The sequence below is a fragment of the Bradyrhizobium sp. NP1 genome, assembly GCF_030378205.1.
In the GTDB taxonomy this organism is placed as follows: domain Bacteria; phylum Pseudomonadota; class Alphaproteobacteria; order Rhizobiales; family Xanthobacteraceae; genus Bradyrhizobium.
In genome coordinates this window covers 397797-419291 of sequence record NZ_CP127385.1, presented here as the reverse complement: position 1 = coordinate 419291, position 21495 = coordinate 397797, and the positions used below count along the sequence as shown (strand labels likewise).

19 protein-coding genes are annotated in these 21495 nt (G+C 65.5%); 5 read left to right on the top strand and 14 right to left on the bottom strand.

Going from position 1 to position 21495, the window contains the following annotated elements:
- Nucleotides 1-23: 23 nt before the first annotated feature.
- Nucleotides 24-614, top strand: a complete 591-nt coding sequence (locus QOU61_RS02025; RefSeq protein ID WP_289656485.1) for a DUF4337 domain-containing protein — start codon at nt 24-26, stop codon at nt 612-614.
- Between the two features lie 18 nt (nt 615-632).
- On the opposite strand, the gene QOU61_RS02020 is transcribed toward QOU61_RS02025, so the two are convergent.
- The 12 genes from QOU61_RS02020 to QOU61_RS01965 form a co-directional block, all read right to left on the bottom strand.
- On the bottom strand, nt 633-1157 hold the full coding sequence (locus tag QOU61_RS02020) for a hypothetical protein (protein ID WP_289656484.1): 525 nt from the start codon (nt 1155-1157) through the stop codon (nt 633-635).
- An 88-nt stretch (nt 1158-1245) separates the two neighbouring features.
- On the bottom strand, nt 1246-2643 hold the full coding sequence (gene lpdA, locus QOU61_RS02015) for a dihydrolipoyl dehydrogenase (protein WP_289662172.1): 1398 nt from the start codon (nt 2641-2643) through the stop codon (nt 1246-1248).
- A gap of 33 nt (nt 2644-2676) precedes the next feature.
- Nucleotides 2677-3435 (bottom strand): SDR family oxidoreductase, encoded by a 759-nt coding sequence (locus tag QOU61_RS02010; protein ID WP_289656483.1) that lies wholly within the window; start codon nt 3433-3435, stop codon nt 2677-2679.
- A 13-nt stretch (nt 3436-3448) separates the two neighbouring features.
- Nucleotides 3449-4696 (bottom strand): 2-oxoglutarate dehydrogenase complex dihydrolipoyllysine-residue succinyltransferase, encoded by a 1248-nt coding sequence (gene odhB / locus QOU61_RS02005; protein ID WP_289656482.1) that lies wholly within the window; start codon nt 4694-4696, stop codon nt 3449-3451.
- 140 nt (nt 4697-4836) lie between these two features.
- Nucleotides 4837-7794: a 2-oxoglutarate dehydrogenase E1 component gene (locus tag QOU61_RS02000; RefSeq protein WP_289656481.1), complete on the bottom strand. Its 2958-nt coding sequence runs from the start codon at nt 7792-7794 to the stop codon at nt 4837-4839.
- A gap of 134 nt (nt 7795-7928) precedes the next feature.
- Nucleotides 7929-8813, bottom strand: a complete 885-nt coding sequence (gene sucD / locus QOU61_RS01995; RefSeq protein ID WP_289656480.1) for a succinate--CoA ligase subunit alpha — start codon at nt 8811-8813, stop codon at nt 7929-7931.
- A gap of 29 nt (nt 8814-8842) precedes the next feature.
- A complete protein-coding gene (locus QOU61_RS01990; protein WP_289656479.1) occupies nt 8843-9322 on the bottom strand; it encodes a DUF1579 family protein in 480 nt (159 codons plus the stop codon).
- Nucleotides 9323-9324: 2 nt separating this feature from the next.
- Nucleotides 9325-10521 carry an ADP-forming succinate--CoA ligase subunit beta gene (gene sucC, locus QOU61_RS01985; RefSeq protein WP_289656478.1) on the bottom strand — a complete coding sequence of 399 codons (1197 nt, stop codon included), beginning with the start codon at nt 10519-10521 and terminating at the stop codon, nt 9325-9327.
- A gap of 128 nt (nt 10522-10649) precedes the next feature.
- On the bottom strand, nt 10650-11618 hold the full coding sequence (mdh, locus tag QOU61_RS01980; RefSeq protein WP_289656477.1) for a malate dehydrogenase: 969 nt from the start codon (nt 11616-11618) through the stop codon (nt 10650-10652).
- 234 nt (nt 11619-11852) lie between these two features.
- The gene (gene zapE / locus QOU61_RS01975; RefSeq protein ID WP_289656476.1) at nt 11853-13037 is read right to left on the bottom strand and encodes a cell division protein ZapE; all 1185 of its coding nucleotides are present in this window, start codon (nt 13035-13037) and stop codon (nt 11853-11855) included.
- A 203-nt stretch (nt 13038-13240) separates the two neighbouring features.
- Complete coding sequence (thpR, locus tag QOU61_RS01970; protein ID WP_289656475.1) at nt 13241-13777, bottom strand: RNA 2',3'-cyclic phosphodiesterase; 537 nt, start codon at nt 13775-13777, stop codon at nt 13241-13243.
- 177 nt (nt 13778-13954) lie between these two features.
- Nucleotides 13955-14656, bottom strand: a complete 702-nt coding sequence (locus QOU61_RS01965) for an arylesterase (RefSeq protein ID WP_289656474.1) — start codon at nt 14654-14656, stop codon at nt 13955-13957.
- Between QOU61_RS01965 and QOU61_RS01960 the strand changes: the two genes are divergently transcribed.
- The 4 genes from QOU61_RS01960 to QOU61_RS01945 all read left to right on the top strand — a co-directional run bounded on the left by QOU61_RS01960 (nt 14655) and on the right by QOU61_RS01945 (nt 19681).
- Nucleotides 14655-15389 carry an ABC transporter ATP-binding protein gene (locus QOU61_RS01960; protein ID WP_289656473.1) on the top strand — a complete coding sequence of 245 codons (735 nt, stop codon included), beginning with the start codon at nt 14655-14657 and terminating at the stop codon, nt 15387-15389. The two genes, QOU61_RS01965 and QOU61_RS01960, sit on opposite strands and share 2 nt — an antisense overlap.
- The gene (locus tag QOU61_RS01955) at nt 15386-17968 is read left to right on the top strand and encodes an ABC transporter permease (protein ID WP_289656472.1); all 2583 of its coding nucleotides are present in this window, start codon (nt 15386-15388) and stop codon (nt 17966-17968) included. The genes QOU61_RS01960 and QOU61_RS01955 overlap by 4 nt, the downstream gene beginning before the upstream one ends.
- Before the next feature lie 258 nt (nt 17969-18226).
- Nucleotides 18227-19018, top strand: coding sequence for a Bax inhibitor-1/YccA family protein (locus QOU61_RS01950; RefSeq protein WP_289656471.1), 792 nt, complete (start codon nt 18227-18229; stop codon nt 19016-19018).
- A 129-nt stretch (nt 19019-19147) separates the two neighbouring features.
- Nucleotides 19148-19681 (top strand): GNAT family N-acetyltransferase, encoded by a 534-nt coding sequence (locus QOU61_RS01945; RefSeq protein WP_289656470.1) that lies wholly within the window; start codon nt 19148-19150, stop codon nt 19679-19681.
- On the opposite strand, the gene QOU61_RS01940 is transcribed toward QOU61_RS01945, so the two are convergent.
- Both QOU61_RS01940 and QOU61_RS01935 read right to left on the bottom strand, forming a co-directional pair.
- Nucleotides 19678-20049, bottom strand: coding sequence for a DUF2794 domain-containing protein (locus tag QOU61_RS01940; protein ID WP_289656469.1), 372 nt, complete (start codon nt 20047-20049; stop codon nt 19678-19680). The genes QOU61_RS01945 and QOU61_RS01940 overlap by 4 nt on opposite strands.
- Nucleotides 20050-20653: 604 nt before the next feature.
- Nucleotides 20654-21415, bottom strand: a complete 762-nt coding sequence (locus tag QOU61_RS01935; RefSeq protein ID WP_289656468.1) for a DUF1223 domain-containing protein — start codon at nt 21413-21415, stop codon at nt 20654-20656.
- Between the last annotated feature and the right edge of the window lie 80 nt (nt 21416-21495).

Sequence of the window (21495 nt, the reverse complement as noted above, 5' to 3'; positions counted from 1 at the left end):
TTCGGAACTGGCAGGAGGGATTGATGAGCGCACATGAAAGCATGGAGCAAGCGGAGCACGCCGAGCATGCTTCCGGCGAGAACAGGAAGATCGCGCTTCTGATCGCCGTCATTGCGCTTTTCCTCGCGCTGTCGGAGACCCTCGGCAAGGGCGCGCAGACCGAATCGATCAGCAAGAACGTCGAGGCCTCGAACCTGTGGGCCTTCTTCCAGGCCAAGAGCATCCGCCGCACCACGGTGCAGACCGCGGCCGACCAGGGCAGACTGGGCCTTGCGGCCGCCACCGACGACGCCACCAAGGCCGCGCTGCAAAAGCAGATCGACGACTGGCAGAAGACCGCGGCGCGCTACCGCTCCGAGCCGGAGACCGGCGAGGGCACCGAGCAGCTCGCCGAGCGCGCCAAGCATGCCGAGCATGAGCGCGACGAGGCCACCGCGAAATATCATCATTTCGAGCTGGCTTCGGCCGCGTTCCAGATCGGCATTGTGCTGGCATCGGCGACCATCATCACGGGCATGGCGGTGCTGGCCTGGGTCTCGGGCCTCTTGATGCTGGCAGGGCTCGGCATGACCGCGCTCGGCCTGTTCATGCCGCATCTCTTGCATCTGCATTGAGGCGGGATGGCACCGCGATCAGCGCGCCTGCTGCACGCTCTTGCGGAAGCGCTGGATCAGCCGCAGCATGCGTGACGACCAGCCGTCGCCATGCATCAGCTCAAGAATCCTCTGCTTGACCGGATCGACCAGCTCCTTGGCCTTGGCCCGCAGCGCGATCACGAAGTCATAGAGCTTCTCGAACCACGCCATCTCCAGAAGCTTCGGCCGGGTGACGTCGAAGATGAAGGCGGTGACGCCGACGCCGACGAGCTTCGCGAACAGGATGGTGAAGACGGCGCTCAGCCAGTACTCGTGCATGAGCAGCCACACCCCGACCAGCTTGAGCGGAAACAGCGGCAATACGGGCACGATGAAGACGATCAGCGTCATCGCCGGCGGCAGCGTGTCGACCCGCTCGGCGAGCCACTGCTTGAATGCGCGCAGCGGGATCAACGACACCACCCAGGCCACGATCGGCTCGAGATGGTCCCACAACCATGCTTCGATCAGGAAGATGATCGCAAGCAGGATCCAGAGCGGCTGTAGCAGACGGCGCAGCATATCTTGTCCCGACCCGGCCTCCTTCTGTCTCGGGCATGATCTTGTCGGAAAAGCGGTCTTCCGAATCATGCCGGCAGCCGGGCGTCGATCACATATGGATCGCGCGCTTGCCAACCGCAAGCGCCGCTTCCTTGATCGCTTCCGATCGCGTCGGATGGGCGTGGCAGGTCCGCGCCAGGTCTTCGGCGGCGCCGCCAAATTCCATCAGGACTGCGGCCTCATGAATCATTTCGCCGGCTTCGATGCCGATAATGTGTACGCCAAGCACGCGATCGGTCTTCGCATCTGCGAGAACCTTCACGAATCCATCGGTGGTCTGATTGACCTTGGAACGACCATTGGCGGTGAACGGAAATTTTCCGACGGTGTAGGCGATGCCTTCCTGCTTCAGCTCCTCCTCGGTCTTGCCAACGGCAGAGACCTCCGGCGTGGTATACACGACGCCTGGTATAACATCGTAATTCACGTGGCCGGCCTGCCCCGCCAGAATCTCGGCGCAGGCAACGCCCTCGTCCTCGGCCTTGTGCGCCAGCATCGGACCCGCGACGACGTCGCCGATCGCATAGATGCCCGGCACATTGGTTGCGAAATGCCCGTCGATCTCCACGCGGCCGCGGCTGTCGAGTGCGACACCGGCTTCCTTCAGCCCGAGCCCTTCGGTGTAGGGCACGCGGCCGATGCAGACCAGCACGACATCGGCTTCCAGCGTCTCGGCCGCGCCGCCCGCGGCCGGCTCGACCTTCACCTGCAACATCTTGCCCGAGGTGTCGACGCTGGTGACCTTCGACCCGAGCTTGAACGCAAAACCCTGCTTTTCGAGCAGGCGCTGGAATTGCCGCGCGATCTCGCCGTCCATGCCAGGCAGGATGCGATCGAGGAACTCGACCACGGCGACCTGCGCGCCGAGCCGCTGCCACACCGAGCCGAGCTCGAGCCCGATCACGCCGGCGCCGACGATCAGGAGTCTTCCGGGCACCTTGTCGAGCGACAGCGCGCCGGTCGACGACACGATGCGTTTCTCGTCGATCTCGATGCCCTTGAGCCGCGCGATGTCGGAGCCGGTCGCGATCACGATGTTCCTGGTCTCGACAGTTTGCGTCTTGCCGTCGGCTGAAACCTCGACCTTGCCGGCGGAGACGATCCGCCCGCTGCCGTGGATCACGTCGATCTTGTTCTTCTTCATCAGGAACTCGACGCCCTTGACGTTGCCGTCGATGCCCTGCTGCTTGAACTTCATCATGGACGGCAGATCGAGCTTCGGCGCGGGAACGACGACGCCCATCTTGGCGAAGGAGTGACCGGCTTCCTCGAACATCTCCGAGGCATGCAGCAGCGCCTTCGACGGCATGCAGCCGACATTGAGGCAGGTGCCGCCGAGCTCGTTCTTCTCGACCACGGCGACCTTCATGCCGAGTTGCGCTGCGCGGACCGCGCAGACGTAGCCGCCGGGGCCGGTGCCGATGATGACGAGATCGTAAGCCATGATGGAAAATCCTGTAACCTAGCTCTGTGACAGCTCTTAGCGCCCGCCCGACACATCCAGGATGGCGCTGGTGACGTACGACGCCTCGTCCGACATCAGCCAGACGATGGCGTTGGCGATTTCTTCCGCGGTGCCGACCCGCTTCATCGGGACGCTGGGCGCGAGCCGGTGGGCGCGGTCGGGATCGCCGCCGGATCCGTGGATGTCGGTGTCGATCAGCCCGGGACGGATAGCCGCAACGCGAATGCCCTCGCCGGCGACCTCATGGCCGAGGCCGACGGTGAATGAATCGATCGCGCCCTTGGAAGCGGCATAGTCGACATAGGTGTTGGGCGAGCCGAGCTTGGCCGCGACCGAGGATAGATTGACGATCACCCCGCCCTTGCCGCCATGACGCGTCGACATGCGCTTGACGGCTTCGCGCGCACACAAAATGCTGCCGGTGACGTTGACCGCCATCATGCGCTGGATGCGCTCGGCACTCATCTCGTCGACGCGCGCGGTCTCGCCGACGATGCCGGCATTGTTGACGAGCGCGGCCAGCGCGCCGAACTTGTCCGCGGCCTCAAACAGCGCGAGGATGTCCTTTTCCTCGGCCACGTCGCACTTCACCGCGATGGCCTTGCCGTTCTTTGCTTCGATGGTTGCGACGACTTCGTCGGCCGCGGCCTGGTTCGCCGCATAGCCGACCACGATCCGAAAGCCGCGCGCCGCGGCGGCGAGCGCAGTGGCCCGGCCGATGCCGCGGCTGCCGCCGGTGATGACGGCGACCCTGTCTTTCGAATCAAACGGCATGCCCGCCCCGCCCTTACAGGTCGAGCACGAGCCGGGCCGGATCCTCGAGGCTTTCCTTGACGCGCACCAGGAAGGTCACCGCTTCCTTGCCGTCGATGACGCGGTGATCGTAGGACAGCGCCAGATACATCATCGGGCGGATCTCGACCTTGCCGCCGATCGCCATCGGGCGCTCCTGGATCTTGTGCATGCCGAGGATGCCGGATTGCGGCGCGTTCAGGATCGGCGTCGACATCAGCGAACCGTAGATGCCGCCATTGGTGATGGTGAAGGTGCCGCCCTGCAACTCCTCGATCTTGAGCTGGCCGTCGCGGGCGCGGCGGCCGTAATCGGCGATCGCCTTCTCGATGTCGGCGATCGATTTCTGGTCGCAGTCGCGAACCACGGGCACCACGAGGCCCTTGTCGGTGCCGACGGCGATGCCGATGTGGTAGTAGTTCTTGTAGATCAGGTCGGTGCCGTCGATCTCGGCGTTGACGGCCGGAATGTCCTTCAAGGCCTGCACGCAGGCCTTGGTGAAGAAGCCCATGAAGCCGAGCTTGACGCCGTGCTTCTTCTCGAACGCGTCCTTGTAGTGCGCGCGCAGCGCCATGACGTTGGTCATGTCGACCTCGTTGAAGGTCGTCAGCATGGCGGCGGTGTTCTGCACTTCCTTCAGACGGCGCGCGATGGTCTGGCGCAGCCGCGTCATCTTCACGCGCTCCTCGCGCGCGGCATCGTCCGCCGGCGACGGCGCGCGGACCTGCACCGCCGCGGCCGGCTGGCTGACCGGCGTCGGCGCTGACGCGGCGCGCTCGATCGCGGCAAGCATGTCGCCCTTGGTCACGCGTCCATCCTTGCCGGAGCCCGGCACGGTCGAGGCATCGATGCCGCTTTCGGCGGAGAGCTTGCGCACCGAGGGCGCGAGCGGAGCGTCCACCGGCGGCGCCTTGGGCGCCGCAGCCGGCGCGGGCGCAGCGGCGGCGGCCGGCGGGGCAGCGGCCGCGGGCTTTGCCGGCGCCGCCGCAGGTCTCGCGGCGGGCGCCGCGCCGTCATTGATCTGGCCGAGCAGCGCACCGACCGCAACAGTGTCGCCGTCCTTGGCCGCGATCTCTCCGAGCACGCCGGCGGAGGGTGCCGGCACCTCGATCGTGACCTTGTCGGTCTCGAGCTCGACCAGCGGTTCGTCGACCGCGACGGCGTCCCCTGCCTTCTTGAACCAGCGGCCGATGGTGGCCTCGGTCACGGACTCGCCGAGCGTCGGAACTCGAATTTCAGTCATGGTCTGTTTCCTCAATCGAAATTTGACGGTCATCGCCCACGAAGGCGGGCGATCCAGTACGCCGGAACGGTCGTGATCGGGTGGAACGGCACCGGGTACTGGATGCCCCGCTTTCGCGGGGCATGACGGATGGCAAGTGATCAGTTCAATGCGTCGTCGAGCAGCGCGCGGAGCTGCGCCAGATGCTTTGACATCAACCCGGTGGCAGTTGCGGCAGCCGCGGCGCGACCGGCGTAGCGCGGACGCTTGTTGGGGGCGTTGATCTGGTTGAGCACCCATTCGAGATAGGGCTCGATGAAGTGCCAAGCGCCCATATTGCGCGGCTCCTCCTGGCACCAGACGATCTCGGCGCTCTTGAAGCGGGAAAGCTCCACGACCAGCGCCTTCAGCGGCACCGGATAGAGCTGCTCGATGCGCATGATGTAGACGTCGTCGATGCCGCGTTTCTCGCGCTCCTCGTAGAGGTCGTAATAGACCTTGCCCGAGCACAGCACGACGCGGCGAATCTTCCCGTCGGGCACGAGCTTGATCTTCTCGTCGGGCAGCATCTGCGCGTCATCATAGAGGATGCGATGGAACGTGGCGTCCTTGCCAAGCTCGTCGAGCCGGGAGACCGCGCGCTTGTGGCGCAGCAGCGACTTCGGCGTCATCATGATCAGCGGCTTCCTGATCTCGCGATGCAGCTGACGGCGCAGTGCGTGAAAATAGTTGGCCGGCGTGGTCGGATAGACCACCTGCATGTTGTCTTCGGCGCAGAGCTGCAAATAGCGCTCGAGCCGCGCCGAGGAATGCTCCGGCCCCTGGCCCTCATAGCCATGCGGCAGCAGGCAGACGAGGCCCGACATGCGCAGCCATTTGCGCTCGCCCGAGGAGATGAACTGGTCGAACACGACCTGCGCGCCGTTGGCGAAATCGCCGAACTGCGCTTCCCACATCGCGAGCGCATTGGGCTCGGCCAGCGAATAACCGTATTCGAAGCCGAGCACGGCCTCTTCCGACAGCAGCGAGTTGATGACCTCGTAATGGCCCTGGTCGCCGCCGAGATGGTTGAACGGCGTGTAGCGGCTCTCGTCCTCCTGGTCGATCAGGACCGAATGGCGCTGCGAGAAGGTGCCGCGCTCGGAGTCCTGGCCGGACAGCCGCACATGATGGCCTTCCTGCAGCAGCGAGCAGAACGCCAGCGCCTCGCCGGTCGCCCAGTCGATGCCGACGCCATTGTCGATGGCCTTGGCACGGTTTTCCAGGAAGCGCTGGATGGTACGATGGACGCGGAAGCCGTCCGGCACCTTGGTGATCTTGCGGCCGATGTCCTTGAGAACCGCGATGTCGACGCCGGTGACGCCGCGCCGCGCGTCCTCCTCCTGGTCGGCGATCTTGAAGCCGGCCCATTTGCCGTCGAGCCAGTCGGCCTTGTTCGGCTTGTAGCCGACGCCGGCCTCGAACTCGGCATCGAGCCGCGAGCGCCAGTCGGCCTTGGCCTTCTCGACCTCGCCCTCGGTCACGACGCCGTCGGCGATCAGCCGCTTGGCGTAGATATCGAGCGTCGAGGGATGCGCGGCAATCTTCTTGTACATCACCGGCTGGGTGAAGGCCGGCTCGTCGCCCTCGTTATGGCCATGCCTGCGGTAGCAGAACATGTCGATGACGACGGGCTTGTGGAACTTCTGGCGGAATTCGATCGCGACCTTGGCGGCGAACACCGCGGCCTCCGGATCGTCGCCGTTCACGTGGAAGATCGGCGCGTCGATCATCTTCGCCACGTCGGACGGATAGGGCGAGGAACGCGAATAGCGCGGATAGGTGGTGAAGCCGATCTGGTTGTTGACGATGAAATGCAGCGAGCCGCCGGTGCGATAGCCCTTCAGGTCCGACAGGCTGAAGCATTCGGCCACGACGCCCTGGCCGGCGAAGGCGGCGTCACCATGCATCAGCAGCGGCAGCACCGAGATGCGCTGGTCCGGCGGATCGCCGTGCTGGTCCTGCTTGGCGCGCACCTTGCCGAGCACCACGGGATCGACGATCTCCAGATGCGAAGGGTTGGCGGTCAGCGACAGATGGATGCGGTTGCCGTCGAACTCGCGGTCGGAGGAGGCGCCGAGGTGATATTTGACGTCGCCGGAGCCCTCGACGTCCTCGGGGTTGGCCGAGCCGCCCTTGAATTCGTGGAACAGCGCGCGGTGCGGCTTGGCCATCACCTGCGTGAGCACGTTGAGACGGCCGCGATGCGGCATGCCGACCACGATCTCCTTCACGCCGAGATTGCCGCCGCGCTTGATGATCTGCTCCAGCGCCGGGATCAGCGATTCGGCGCCGTCGAGACCGAAGCGCTTGGTGCCGGTGAATTTGACGTCGCAGAATTTCTCGAAACCCTCGGCCTCGACCAGCTTGTTGAGGATGGCGCGGCGGCCCTCGCGGGTGAAGCTGATCTCCTTGTCCGGGCCCTCGATGCGCTCCTGGATCCAGGCCTTCTGCGCGGCATTCGAGATGTGCATGAACTCGACGCCGAGCGTCTGGCAGTAGGTGCGCTCGCAGATCGCGACGATCTCGCGCAGCGAGCCGTATTCCAGGCCGAGCACGTGATCGAGGAAGATCTTGCGGTCGTAGTCGGCCTCGGTGAAGCCATAGGTGCGGGGATCGAGCTCCTCGCGGTCGCGCGGCGCCTCGATGCCGAGCGGGTCGAGCTTGGCGTGGAAATGGCCGCGCATGCGATAGGCGCGGATCAGCATCAGCGCTCGCACCGAATCGCGCGTTGCCTGATGCAGCTCGGCCGCGGTGATTTCGGCGCCCTTGTCCTTGGCCTTGGCCGCGAGCTTCCCGCCGACCGCCTTCTCGGCCTCGACCCAGTTGCCGTCGAGCGCGGACGTCAGCTCGTCCTGCGGGGCGAGCGGCCAGTTGTCGCGCTCCCAGGACGGCCCTTCCGCATTCTTGAGGACGTCCTCGGGCCGATCCTTCAGGCTCTTGAAGAATTCCTGCCACTCCGCATCGACGGAGTTCGGGTCTTTCTCGTAGCGGGCGTAGATCTCATCAATGTAGGCGGCGTTGGTGCCCTGCAAAAACGAGGAAAGGGCAAAGGCGGCGTTCGCGTCCTGACGAGACATGCTGGGGTCCTGGCGATTCGGTTCGCGCTTCAAGCGAAGCGGCGCTTATGGCCGATCCCGGCAGACCAGCCTGATTGCGAACCCTTTACCCTATTTGGGGCGAATGTTCGCGCCGAAAAGAACCAAGGACTGAATTAAGCTTTCAGTTTTTCTGCGAGGGTATGCCCGAGGCGGGCCGGGGACGGGGAAACGGTGATTCCGGCCGATTCCATGGCCGCGGTCTTGGAACCGGCATCGCCCTTGCCGCCGGAGATGATCGCGCCGGCATGGCCCATGCGCCGGCCGGGGGGTGCCGTGACGCCGGCGATGAAGCCGACCATCGGCTTCTTGCGGCCGCGCTTGGCCTCGTCCTTGATGAACTGGGCGGCGTCCTCCTCGGCCGAGCCGCCGATCTCGCCGATCATGATGATCGAGGTGGTCTTTGGATCACCCAGGAACATTTCCAGCACATCGATGAATTCGGTGCCCTTGACCGGATCGCCGCCGATGCCGACCGCGGTGGTCTGACCGAGACCCTCCTGGGTGGTCTGGAACACCGCCTCATAGGTCAGCGTGCCCGAGCGGGAGACGATGCCGACCGAGCCCGGCTTGAAGATGTTCGCCGGCATGATGCCGATCTTGCACTCGCCGGCGGTCATCACGCCCGGGCAGTTCGGCCCGATCAGGCGCGACTTCGAGCCCGACAGCGAGCGCTTCACGCGAACCATGTCGAGCACCGGAATGCCTTCGGTGATGCAGACGATCAGCGGGATTTCCGCATCGATCGCCTCGCAGATCGCGTCAGCGGCGCCCGGCGGCGGCACGTAGATCACGGACGCATCGGCGCCGGTCTTCTCGCGGGCCTCGGCGACGGTGTCGAACACCGGCAGGTCGAGATGCTTCGATCCGCCTTTGCCCGGCGAGACGCCGCCGACCATCTTGGTGCCGTAGGCGATGGCGGCTTCCGAGTGGAAGGTGCCGTTCTTGCCGGTGAAACCCTGGCAGATAACGCGGGTGTTCTTGTCGATCAGGATGGACATGGGACAGGCTGCTTTCGAACGAGTGTAAACTAGTGGATGCGCCGGTAGATGCCGGTAAGCACGTCGGACCATCCTTCCGCGTCGGGCGAGAACTGGATCTTCATGGTATAGGTGTCGTCGTCGACGACTTCGTAGACGTGGCGCGCATTGCCGCGCAGCGAGCCGCGCACCAGCGTCAGCACCTTGCCCGCCCAGCCGCCGGAGGCGGGCGATGGCGGGTAATATCCAAGGGAATCATGCCAGAACAGTTTGTAGAGCCGGTCTTCGCGGTCGTAGGTGAAGAGCGCGTGGGTGGCGAAGCTTTCCTTGCCGTCGCGCGTCTGGCGGGTGTCCTGGATCAGATACAAGCCGTTGAGGTCGATGCGCGCGACCACATGGGAGGTGGCGGGACCGCCGGCGACCCAGCGCGACGGGAACACCGTCTCCTCGCCGTTCCATTCGCCGGCGAACACTGCAAGCTTCCTGTGCTCTGGTAGCGGTGTCGGCGCAGCGAGATGGTCCTCGGCCATCGTCAGCCTCCCTTGACGGCTTTCACGATCTTCTGTGCGGCGTCGTCGAGATTGTCTGCCGGCACCACGTTGAGGCCGGATTCGCGGATGATCTTCTTGCCCTGCTCGACATTGGTGCCTTCGAGCCGCACCACCAGCGGCACTTTCAGCCCGACCTGCTTCACCGCGGCGACCACGCCTTCCGCGATCACGTCGCATCTCATGATGCCGCCGAAGATGTTGACCAGGATGCCTTTCACGTTGGGATCGGACGTGATGATCTTGAAGGCCGCAGCCACCTTTTCCACGGTGGCGCCGCCGCCGACGTCGAGGAAGTTGGCGGGCTCCATGCCGTAGAGCTTGATGATATCCATCGTCGCCATCGCCAGGCCCGCGCCATTGACCATGCAGCCGATGGTGCCGTCGAGCGCAACGTAGTTGAGGTCGTATTTCGACGCCTCGATCTCCTTGGCGTCTTCCTCGGTCTCGTCGCGCAGCGCGGCGACGTCGGGATGGCGGAACAAGGCGTTGTCGTCGAACGACACCTTCGCGTCCAGCACGCGGAGCTGGCCCTGCCTGGTCACCACAAGCGGATTGATCTCCAGCATCGCCATGTCCTTGGCGACGAAGGCGGCATAGAGCTGGCTCGTCAGCTTCTCGGCCTGTCTGGCGAGATCGCCGGACAGCTTCAGCGCCGTTGCGACCGTGCGGCCGTGATGCGGCATGATGCCGGTTGCGGGGTCGACCGAGAAGCTCACGATCTTTTCCGGCGTGTTATGCGCGACATCCTCGATGTTGACGCCGCCTTCGGTCGAAACCACGAAGGAGACTTCCGAGGTCTCGCGGTTGACCAGGAGCGAGAGATAGAACTCCTTGTCGATGTCGGAACCGTCCTCGATGTAGAGGCGGTTGACCTGCTTGCCATGCGGCCCGGTCTGCACCGTCACCAGCGTTGCGCCCAGCATCTGCCTGGCGAACTGCGCGACATCGGCGAGCGACTTGGCGATGCGCACGCCGCCCTTGTCGCCGGCGGATGCTTCCTTGAACTTGCCCTTGCCGCGGCCGCCGGCGTGGATCTGGCTCTTCACCACCCAGACCGGACCCGGCAGCGCCTTGGCGGCGGCTTCGGCGTCTTCGGCCTTGAGCACGGGCACGCCCTTCGAGATCGGAACCCCGAACTCGTTCAGCAGCGCCTTGGCCTGGTATTCATGGATATTCATTCAGGACGCTCCCCAAACCTCGTGCGGCGATCGTGCCGGCTTCTTTTGAAGCTGGCATACCATATACCACAAAAACTGCAAGGGTCGGAGCCGGGCGAGAGCCGTCTCCGACCGAAAACCGAACGAAATCAGCGACCGAGAAGATCCGGCGCGATCTTCTTGCAGGCGTCGACCAGACCCTGGACCGCGCCGACCGACTTGTCGAAGCCCTCGCGCTCCTTGCCGGCGAGGTCGATCTCGACGATGCGCTCCACGCCCTTCGAGCCGATCACGACGGGCACGCCGACATACATGTCCTTCACGCCATATTCGCCGTTGAGGTAGGCGGCGCAGGGCATCACGCGCTTCTTGTCGCGCAGATAGCTCTCGGCCATCGCGATCGCGGAGGCGGCCGGCGCATAATAGGCCGAGCCGGTCTTGAGGAGGTTGACGATCTCGGCGCCGCCATTGCGGGTGCGGTCGACGATCTCGTCGAGGCGCGCCTGCGAGGTCCAGCCCATCTTGACGAGGTCGGGCAGCGGGATGCCGGCGACGGTGGAGTAGCGCACCAGCGGCACCATGGTGTCGCCATGGCCGCCGAGCACGAAGGCGGTGACGTCCTCGACCGAGACGTTGAACTCGTCGGCGAGGAAATAGCGAAAGCGCGCCGAATCCAGCACGCCCGCCATGCCGACCACCTTCTTGTGCGGCATGCCGGAGGCCTTCTGCAGCGCCCACACCATGGCGTCGAGCGGATTGGTGATGCAGATGACGAAGGCGTCGGGCGCGTATTTCTTGATGCCGGCGCCGACCTGTTCCATCACCTTGAGATTGATGCTGAGCAGGTCGTCGCGGCTCATGCCGGGCTTGCGCGGCACGCCGGCGGTGACGATGCAGACCTTGGCGTTGTCGAGCGCCTCGTAGGAATTGGCGCCGGTGAAGGCGGCATCGAAGCCGTCGACCGGAGAGGATTGGGCGATATCCAGCGCTTTACCCTGCGGCACGCCTTCAGCGATATCGAACATCACGACATCGCCGAGCTCCTTCAAGCCGACGAGGTGAGCCAATGTTCCGCCGATCTGGCCGGAGCCAATCAGAGCAATCTTGTCGCGCGCCATGGGAGTGGTTTCCTTTGAACCCGTTGTGTCCTTGTGACCCGAGCCGGGAAGAGAGGTGGAAAAGATGCGTTTGGTTAGCCCTTTCGCCTCACCGGTTCAAGTCGCGCCCGCGCCTGATTGACGGCCTTGCCGCATTTTCGGTCAGGGCATGCCGCCAGCCTGGCCCGGCGATCTCATGCGCGAGCAGCCGGTCGTTTCAGGAGATGAAAGGGCCGGATCGCGATCTCGGCTCGATCAGGTTTCCACGAGCCCGGTGGTCGAGCCGCTCGCGGCCGAATCCTTGTGCCCATGCGGCAGCGCCAAATAGGATTCCGAGCTCATCTCGATCAGGCGCGAGGCCGTCCGCTTGAACTCGTTGGCCTCGAACCCCTCGGTGGCGCGGTACAGCGCGACCGGCTCGGCCTCAGCCGAGGCCATCAGCTTCACCGCATTGTCATAGAGCGCGTCGATCAGGGTGATGAAGCGCTTGGCGGCGTTGCGCTGGGGAAAGTCCATCACTGGAATATGGTCGACCAGGATGGTGTGGTAGTCGCGCGCAAGCCGGAGATAATCGGAAGCCCCGAGCGGCTGCTCGCAGAGATCGGCGAAGGAAAACCGCGCCACGCCATGCGACGAGCAGGGCACGCGCAGGGTGCGGCCCTTGATCGAAATGTCGCGCGGCTTGCAGGGGGCGTTGCCGCTCAGCTTCACCCAGGCCTTGTCGAGCGCGGCATCCGCCACGCGGTCCGCAGGCACCAGCCACATCTTGACGCCGGCGAGCTTCTCCAGCCGGAAATCGGTGCGCGCATCGAGCCGCAGCACCTCCATGTGTTCCTCGATCTGCGCGATGAAGGGCAGGAACAGCGCCCGGTTCAGCCCGCCCTTGTAGAGATCGTCGGGGGCGACGTTGGAGGTCGCGACCACCACGGTGCCGAGCTCGAACAGTTTTGCGAACAGCCGGCCGAGGATCATCGCGTCCGCGATGTCGGTGACGTGGAATTCGTCGAAGCAGAGCAGCCAGGCTTCCTCGAAGATCGCCTGGGCGGTGAGCGCAATCACATCCGCGTCCGCAAGCTCGCCGCGCGCGATGCTGCGCCGGTAGTTGTGGACGCGCTCGTGCACGTCGGCCATGAATTCGTGGAAATGCGCGCGGCGCTTGTGCTCGACGACGCTCTGCTGGAAGAACAGGTCCATCAGCATGGTCTTGCCGCGCCCGACCTCGCCGTGAACGTAAAGCCCATGCGGCGGCCCGCCGTTCTTGTCGCCGAACAGCCGGCCCAGCAGGCCCTGCTTGCGCGCGGGCTTGTAGGTCGCCAGCCGTGTCTCCAGCGCGGCAAAGGCCGCGGCGACCTCGGCCTGCGCCGGATCGCGCTCGATCGCGCCGGAAGACACGAGCGCGTAATAGTGGGAGAGAAAGGAGGATTCAGCGGTCGAAAGCATGGCCCCGTTTACGGCCCAGCCGCGGAAAAATTGCAAGCCGTGAATGCGGCTATGGGGTATGCGCGATACTGTCCCGTTCCACCGAAGACGTCATGCCCCGCGAAAGCGGGGCATCCAGTACGCCGCAGCTTCTCAATCAAGGCCGAGCCGTCCTGGAATACTGGATCGCCCGGTCGAGCCGGGCGATGACAGCGGTGATAGTCTCACGCACAGAGCGCGTAGGCGTCCTCGATCACATAGGGTCCGCCGCCGGTCGAGGCGCGCGAGGAGAACAGCACGAAGCGCTCGGCGGTGAACACCTTGCTCGGGAAATAGCCGCGCACCGAAAGGTAGTCGGCGACATCCTGGCTCGACGCATCATGCAGCCGCGCCAGCGTCACATGCGGCGTGAACTTGCGCCCCTCGGGATCGAGCCCGATCCGCTGCATCATCCGCTCGAGCTCGGCCTGCAGCTCGATCAGCGGCCGGCTCGGCGCGATGTTGGCGACCACCGCGCGCGGCTTGCGGCCGCCGAAGCTCGACAGGCCCTGCACGGTGACCTCGAACGGCTTGCGGTTGACCCGGAACAGCATCGAGGCGATCTCGTTGGCGGAAATGCCGTCGATGTCGCCGATGAAGCGCAGGGTGACGTGATAATTTTCGGGATCGATCCAGCGGGCGCCGGGGAGGCCACCCCGCAAGCCGGAAAGCGTGTGCCCGACCTCGGCCGGGATTTCCAGTCCAGTGAACAAACGCGGCATCGTTCGGACTCCCGATGCTTGGGCGCGACCGGCTGAACCGGTCAAGGCCCCTTAACAAGGCCCGGTGACGAATCACCGGCTTCTATTTTTTACCCGACTTATATGACTCTGCGAAGCACGACACGTTAACGGATCGGAAACCTCCGGGATAATGCGGGGAAAATCCCGCCTGTTGTTTCAACTGCGCTGCCCACCGATCGATCCGAGAAATGCCTCGACCGTAGGCAGCACGTTCCTGACGATGATGTCGACGCCTTCGGCGGTCGGATGGATGCCGTCGGCCTGGTTGAGCTTCTTGTCGGCGGCGACGCCCTCGAGGAAGAACGGGTAAAGCGGCACGCCGAAGGATTTGGCGAGATCCGGATAGATCGCGTTGAAGCGCGCGGCGTAGTCGCTGCCGTAGTTCGGCGGCGCCAGCATCCCGCACAGCATCACCGCGATCTTGCGCGCCTTCAGCCGCGCCACGATGTCGCTCAAGGCCGCGCGCGTCACCGCGGGATCGAGGCCGCGCAAGGCATCATTGGCGCCGAGCTCGACGATAACAGCCTCGGTTCCCTCCGGCACTGACCAGTCAAGCCGGTCGCGGCCGCCAGAGGCGGTGTCGCCGGACACCCCGGCATTGACCATATCGACATCTATCCCCTTGGCTTTCAATGCCTTTTGCAGCCGCGCCGGAAACGCCTCGGGGCCCGAAAGACCAAGCCCGGCGCTCAGGGAATCGCCGAGCACCACCATCTTGATCGGCCGGGACGCCGCCGCCATCGCGGGCGTTGACGCGCCCAACGCCGTCATCAACGCGACCGTCAACACGAGCATGTGCGCGAACAGACGCCTGAAGCCCTCGACCCGGGGCGCCGAAGTGCCATATGACGCAACCATGGACAGCCTCATCGAATCCTCGTCTTTGACCGGCACCGAGCCGGACACCATTTCGATCTCGAACATCAATCTGTCGCTCGGCGCCGGCGCCGCGCGTGTCCATATCCTGAAGGATATCAGCCTTCGTGTCGCATCGGGTGAAGCGCTCGGCCTGATCGGGCCGTCCGGTTCTGGGAAGTCGACCCTGCTGATGGTGATGGCGGGACTGGAACGACCCGACAGCGGAGAGGTGGTGGTCAACGGCACGCCTTTCAATGCCCTCGACGAGGACGCGCTGGCGCGCTTCCGCGGGCGGCAGGTCGGCATCGTGTTCCAGTCCTTCCATTTGATCCCGACCATGACGGCGCTGGAGAACGTCGCGGTGCCGCTGGAGCTTGCCGGCGCCGCTGATGCGGCGGCACGCGCCGCCGCGGAATTGCAATCGGTCGGGCTCGGCGACCGTCTGCATCATTACCCGACGCAGCTTTCCGGCGGCGAGCAGCAGCGCGTCGCGCTGGCGCGCGCGCTGGCGCCCGACCCCGCGATCCTCGTCGCCGACGAGCCGACCGGCAATCTCGACGAGACCACCGGCAAGCAGATCGTCGATCTCCTGTTCGCCAAGCATGACGAGCGCGGCATGACGCTGGTGCTGGTGACCCACGACCAATCGCTCGCCCAGCGTTGCGACCGCGTGGTGCGACTGCGCTCCGGGCGGATCGACAGCGAAACGCCGCCGCGACGCCCCGCACGATGAGCGTCATCGCCGAACGCCTCGACCGCGGCCACACCGCCTCATTGCCGCTGCGCTATGCGTTGCGCGAGCTGCGCGGCGGCCTGCGCGGCTTCTACGTCTTCATCGCCTGCATCGCGCTCGGCGTGATGGCGATCGCCGGCGTCGGCTCGGTCGCCGCCAGCCTGAGCGAGGGGCTGGCGCGAGAAGGCCGCACGCTGCTCGGCGGCGACGTCGCTTTCGTGCTGTTCCAGCGCGAAGCGAAGCCGCAGGAGATCGCGTTCCTGCGTGCGCATGGCGAGCTGTCGGCCGCGGCCACCATGCGCGCGATGGCGCGCGCCGCCGACGGCCGCGTCGCGCTGGTCGAGATGAAGGCCATCGACGCGGCCTATCCCCTGCTCGGCGAACTGTCGCTGGCGCCGAAACTGCCGGTCGCCGACCTGCTTGCCGAGCGCCAGGATTCGAGCGGCACCGCGTTTGGCGCGGCGGCCGACCCGACGCTGCTGGCGCGGCTCGAGCTCAAGGTCGGCGACCGCGTCAGCATCGGCAACGCCACCTTCCAGATCCGCAGCGCCGTCGATGCCGAGCCGGACAAGCTGGCGGGCGGTGTCGGCTTCGGTCCGCGCTTTTTGGTCAGCCAGGCAGCGCTCAAGGCCACCGGCCTGGTGCAGCCGGGCAGCCTCGTGCGCTGGAGCTACCGCGTGAAGCTGCCCGACAGTGCAAGCGGCGAGCGCGCGATGACCGCACTGATCGACGATGCCCGCGCCACGCTGCCCGAAGCCGGATGGGAGATCCGCAGCCGCGGCAACGCCTCGCCGCAGCTTGAACGCACCATCAACCGCTTCACCCAGTTCCTGACGCTGGTCGGGCTCGCGGCGCTGCTGGTCGGCGGCGTCGGGGTCGCCAATGCGGTGAAGAGCCATATCGACCGCCGGCGCGACGTCATCGCCGCCTACAAGGCGCTCGGCGCCACCGGACGGGCGGTGTTTTCGATCTATCTGACACAGGTGGTCGTGCTCGCCGGCATCGGCTCGGTCATCGGGCTGGCGGTCGGCGCGGCGCTGCCCTTTGCCATCGTCGGGGCCTTCGGCAACCTGCTGCCGCTGCCGGTGGTGCCGGCGCTGCATCCGGACGAACTGGCGCTGTCCTTCGTCTATGGCCTCCTGACCGCGCTCGCCTTCGGCCTGTGGCCGCTCGGCCGCGTGCATGACGTGCCGGTCGCGGCGCTGTTCCGCGAGGCGGTTGCGGCGGCGTGGCATCGCCCCCGCTGGCCTTATCTGGCACTGATGGCGCTGGTGATTGCGCTGCTGGTCGCCGTGGTGATCGGGCTCGCCTATGACCGGCGCACGGCCGCGATCTTCGTCGTCGCCTCGATCCTGGTGTTCGCGCTGCTGCGAGCGGTCGCCGCGCTGCTGATGGCGATTGCCCGCCGCCTGCCGCGCACGCGCTTCACCATGCTGCGGCTTGCGATCGCCAACATCCACCGGCCGGGCGCGCTGACCCCGTCGGTGGTGCTGTCGCTGGGACTTGGGCTCGCGGTGCTGGTCACGATCACCCAGATCGACGGCAATCTGCGCCGGCAGTTCCTGGCCGCGCTGCCGGAGCGCGCCCCCTCGTTCTACTTCATCGACATTCCCGCAGGCGACGCCGCGCGGTTCGACACCTTCCTGAAGCAGACGATAGCGGACGCCACGATCGAGGACGTGCCGATGCTGCGCGGGCGGATCGTCGCCGCGCGCGGCGTCAAGGCGGAGGAGCTGAAACCCACGACCGATGCCGAGTGGGTGCTGCAGAGCGACCGCGGGCTGACCTACACCGGCGAGATCCCGAATGGCTCCAAGGTGGTCGAGGGCGCATGGTGGGGCGCCGACTATGCCGGCCCGCCGCTGGTGTCCATGGAGAAGAAGATCGCCGACGGCCTGCGGCTCTCGATCGGCGACGAGGTCGTCGTCAACGTGCTTGGCCGCGACATCCCGGCGCGGATCGCCAATTTGCGCAACATCGACTGGCAGGGGCTCGGCATCAATTTCGTGCTGGTGTTCTCGCCCAATGCCTTCAAGGGCGCCCCGCACACCCACATCGCGACCCTGACCGAAGCCCGCCCCGATGCCGGCACTGATGCCCGCATCATCAAGGCGGTCGCCGACGCCTTCCCGATGGTGACGAGCGTGCGGGTGCGCGAGGTGATGGAAACGATCGGCTCCGTCGTCACCAATCTCGTGCTGGCGATCCGCGGCGCCAGCGCCGTGACGCTGATTTCGGCGATCCTGGTGCTGGGCGGGGCGCTGGCCGCCGGCCACCGCCACCGTGTCTACGACGCGGTCATCCTCAAGACGCTCGGCGCCACCCGCGCCCGCCTGCTCGGCGCCTACGCCCTCGAGTACCTGATGATCGGGCTCGCCACCGCGGTGTTCGGGGTGATCGCGGGCTCGCTTTCGGCCTATCTGATCGTGACCCGGCTGATGACGCTGAGCTTCGTCTGGCAGGCCGGCAGCGCGGCCGTTGTCGTGGTCGCCGCTCTGCTCGTCACCGTGGGGCTGGGGCTGGCCGGCACCTGGCTGGCGTTGAACCAGAAACCCGCCGCCGTGCTGCGCAATTTGTGACAAATTGAGCGTTCCCGGGGCGTGCCCTGCCACTGGACTAATGCGGCGTTTTGGCTCGTAAAGTCGGGCCTCAGAGCGACATTCAGCCGCGCGGGAAAGCTTGCAGCGGATGTGCTAGTCTCCCACATGGAGCATGGGTTCAGACGCCGGCTTGATGACGCAAAATTAATGTCTGCAAACTGGACCGTCTGAGATAGATTTCATGCCGGCGCCGCAAAGCCCTTGCGCTCCGCCGGACAAACCAACGGGAATTCGACCATGTCGGACCTAGACCGTAACTACGCTTCTCCTTTCGGCCGGGCCGCCGGGCGCGTTGACGCCGCGACGGTCGATGCCGGCCTGCGCGCATACATGCTGCGCATCTACAACTACATGACGATCGGCCTGGCCATCACGGGCCTGGCCGCGCTCGGCATCTACATGGCGGCGGTGACCAACGACCCGTCGGGTGCTGCCGCCAAGATCGGCAACGCGTTCCTGACCCCGTTCGGCTACGCGATGTTCGTGAGCCCGCTGAAATGGCTGTTCATCCTGGCGCCGCTCGCCATGGTGTTCGTGATCTCGGCCGGCATCAACCGCCTCGCTCCGTCGACCGCCCAGATGCTGTTCTGGGTGTTCTCGGCGCTGATGGGCGTTTCGCTGTCCTCGATCTTCCTGGTGTACACCCACACCTCGATCGTGCGGGTGTTCTTCATCACGGCGGCCTCGTTCGGCGCGCTCAGCCTCTACGGCTACACCACGCGGCGTGACATGACCGGGCTCGGCTCGTTCCTGCTGATGGGCCTGTTCGGCCTGATCATCGCGAGCCTGGTGAACCTGTTCCTGGCAAGCTCCGCGCTGCAGTTCTTCGTCTCGATCATCGGCGTCTTCATCTTCGCCGGCCTCACCGCCTGGGACACCCAGCGGCTGAAGAACGACTACATCTACGGCTACGCCTCGGCCGGCGGCGAGGTAGCGGAACGTGCGGCGATCACCGGCGCGCTGTCGCTCTACCTGAACTTCATCAACCTGTTCACGCTGCTCCTGCAGCTCCTCGGTCAGCGAGACTGACCGGAGCCTCCCGTAGTAGGCGGACCAATGGAGCCCCGGCCTTGCGGCCGGGGCTTTTGCTTGGGCGGCACGTCCGCAGGCTTGTGGAGAAGCGTTGATCGGCGCCGCGCCGCTGCTATCCTCAAAGCCATGTCCGCACCCGAAATCAGGCCCGCCACCGAGGCGGATCTCCCCGCCATCACTGCGATCTACGACCACGCCGTACGCAAGGGCACCGCGACCTTCGAGCTGGTGCCGCCGGACCTTGCGGAAATGACACGCCGCTTCCGGGCGCTGGCGGACGGCGGCTACCCCTATCTCGTCGCCCTGCTCGAGGGCAGCATTGCCGGCTACGCCTATGCTGGCGCCTACCGGCCGCGGCCGGCCTACCGCTTCACGGTCGAGAACTCGATCTATCTCGATCCCGCCGTCCACCGCCGCGGCGTCGGGCAGCAGCTATTGAAGCGCCTGATCGCCGAATGCGAGGCCCTCGGCTTTCGCCAGATGATCGCCGTCATCGGCGATTCCGCCAATGCCGGATCGATCGGCGTGCATGCGCGATGCGGGTTTCAGATGATCGGCACGCATCCGAGCGTCGGTCTCAAGTTCGGCCGCTGGCTCGACACCGTGATGATGCAGCTCGCGCTCGGCGAAGGCGCCACGACGATTCCTTCCGACTCCTAGACCAGCGCCAGCTTGCGGTCGATCGCGAGCAGCACGCGGTCCAGCTCGTGGCCGCGGCGCAGGATCAGCCCGGTCGCCGAGATCACGCTATACATGCCCTGCTTGCGCGCGAGCCGCGGATCCTTCTCGATCCGGTAGATCGGGACTTCGGAAGCGCGGCGGAAGATGGAGAACACGGCGCGGTCCTTCAGGAAGTCGATGGCGTAATCGCGCCATTCGCCGTCGGCGACCATGCGGCCGTAGAGATTGAGGATCCGATTGAGCTCGAGCCGGTTGAACGTCACGCGGTTTGGCACGCTCCCCGCAGCGGCAACACGTGCCGCTGCGCGACTCTCGCTGGGGTCGGCATCCTCCGAGGTCAGATTCATGGAGCGCCTCCTGTCATGTCGCTGACATGATCGCGCCAACCGCGGGTGGCTGCAAGGGGGCGCCAATCGAATGGGCCCAGGCGGACGCGGCGAATTGTCCGATCCGAACGAGGGGCGAGGGCATGATTCGGCGAGGCCTGCACGCACGTGATTCGGGGATGGACAACAGGGCTCCGCAGCCACGCCCTCGGGCTCGAATCGCGGACCATGTGAAAACAAATCCCGATGCGGGAGCGCGATTTTGCGTGAAACTACTTCATCTTAGACCGTCACGTGATCGTTAGCGGAATCATAATGCCGCCCCACTTCCGCCAAGCGCCCGCCGTCCTAACTTGCAATAAAGCGAGTGTGCGTTGGCCCGGTTCTTTCGGTTCCGGATTCCTCAGCCCCCAGCCCCCCGGGATTGTCGGAGCCGGGCCTGTCGCACAAAACATCCTCCAGAGGGCCAACGCGAGTTGGTCCTTTTCTTTTTTCAGCAAGCATTACATCGCGGCCGGCGCAGCTTGGCGCAAGCGCGCTTGCGCATCGCGCTCCGCCAGCCATCACGCAAACAAACGCAGCTCGCGCAAGCCGCGCGGCGCGCCAGGATGAATGCGGGAGCGAATCAGTGCAGGGAGGTGAAGGCGGCACCGAGCATCGGCCCGGGCCGGTCGCGGCTGCCGTCCTGGATATAGACGGCCGCGGCGTCGACGCCGTCGCGGGAAATGTTTTCCAGCGGCACCGTCCAGCTTCCGGAGCCACCGTTCCAGTCGCCGATCTTGACCAGGTTGCGGACCACGTTGTGATAGGTGATCTCGTGGCCGCGATTTTCGCCGCGCTCGATCGCGATCGGCACCGCCTTCGAGATCGAGCAGATCCACACCTCGCCATGGCTCGCCGCCAAGCCCTCGCTCGCGGCAATCGAGACGTTGATGTCCTTTCCGGAGATCGACATCGTCACCGGCACCGACATCACGCCGTTGCTCTTGCTGGTGTCGCTGATCGCGCCCTCGATGCCGGCACGGTCGCTGCCGACCACATGCACCGAACCGTTGATAACCGCCTGCGGCGTGTAGACCTCACGATCGCCGCGCATCTGCGAATAGGCCCGCTGCCGCGCCGAGAAGCGCTTGTCGGCCAGCGTGTCCTTCCAGCCGAGATAGTCCCAATAGTCGATCGGCATGCTCAGCGCGATGACGGAAGGATCCTTGGCGAGCTCTCCGATGATCTTGTCGGCGGGCGGACAGGACGAGCAGCCTTGCGAGGTGAACAGCTCGACGACGGCGCGCGGATCGGCCTCGGCCGGACGAATGATTGCGATGATCGCGCAGACACTGAGCGCGCCGGACCACAACGAAATACGCTTGCTAGCCATCATCCCTGTCATTGCTGCACGGCACCGCCGGCCATATCGCCGTTAGGGTTTACGATTGGTATCCGTAGTCGTACGGAGCAGGGATTCTAACG

Bases quoted from the DNA above. Each gene is read 5' to 3' on its own strand.
- sucC (WP_289656478.1), bottom strand. From the start codon at position 10,521: ATGAATATCCATGAATACCAGGCCAAGGCGCTGCTGAACGAGTTCGGG.
- QOU61_RS01955 (WP_289656472.1), top strand. From the start codon at position 15,386: ATGAGCGTCATCGCCGAACGCCTCGACCGCGGCCACACCGCCTCATTG.
- QOU61_RS01960 (WP_289656473.1), top strand. From the start codon at position 14,655: ATGGACAGCCTCATCGAATCCTCGTCTTTGACCGGCACCGAGCCGGAC.
- thpR (WP_289656475.1), bottom strand. From the start codon at position 13,777: ATGCCGCGTTTGTTCACTGGACTGGAAATCCCGGCCGAGGTCGGGCAC.
- sucD (WP_289656480.1), bottom strand. From the start codon at position 8,813: ATGTCCATCCTGATCGACAAGAACACCCGCGTTATCTGCCAGGGTTTC.
- QOU61_RS02010 (WP_289656483.1), bottom strand. From the start codon at position 3,435: ATGCCGTTTGATTCGAAAGACAGGGTCGCCGTCATCACCGGCGGCAGC.
- QOU61_RS01940 (WP_289656469.1), bottom strand. From the start codon at position 20,049: ATGAATCTGACCTCGGAGGATGCCGACCCCAGCGAGAGTCGCGCAGCG.
- QOU61_RS02000 (WP_289656481.1), bottom strand. From the start codon at position 7,794: ATGTCTCGTCAGGACGCGAACGCCGCCTTTGCCCTTTCCTCGTTTTTG.
- QOU61_RS02025 (WP_289656485.1), top strand. From the start codon at position 24: ATGAGCGCACATGAAAGCATGGAGCAAGCGGAGCACGCCGAGCATGCT.
- QOU61_RS01945 (WP_289656470.1), top strand. From the start codon at position 19,148: ATGTCCGCACCCGAAATCAGGCCCGCCACCGAGGCGGATCTCCCCGCC.
- QOU61_RS02020 (WP_289656484.1), bottom strand. From the start codon at position 1,157: ATGCTGCGCCGTCTGCTACAGCCGCTCTGGATCCTGCTTGCGATCATC.
- mdh (WP_289656477.1), bottom strand. From the start codon at position 11,618: ATGGCGCGCGACAAGATTGCTCTGATTGGCTCCGGCCAGATCGGCGGA.
- odhB (WP_289656482.1), bottom strand. From the start codon at position 4,696: ATGACTGAAATTCGAGTTCCGACGCTCGGCGAGTCCGTGACCGAGGCC.
- zapE (WP_289656476.1), bottom strand. From the start codon at position 13,037: ATGCTTTCGACCGCTGAATCCTCCTTTCTCTCCCACTATTACGCGCTC.
- QOU61_RS01950 (WP_289656471.1), top strand. From the start codon at position 18,227: ATGTCGGACCTAGACCGTAACTACGCTTCTCCTTTCGGCCGGGCCGCC.
- QOU61_RS01935 (WP_289656468.1), bottom strand. From the start codon at position 21,415: ATGACAGGGATGATGGCTAGCAAGCGTATTTCGTTGTGGTCCGGCGCG.
- QOU61_RS01990 (WP_289656479.1), bottom strand. From the start codon at position 9,322: ATGGCCGAGGACCATCTCGCTGCGCCGACACCGCTACCAGAGCACAGG.
- QOU61_RS01965 (WP_289656474.1), bottom strand. From the start codon at position 14,656: ATGGTTGCGTCATATGGCACTTCGGCGCCCCGGGTCGAGGGCTTCAGG.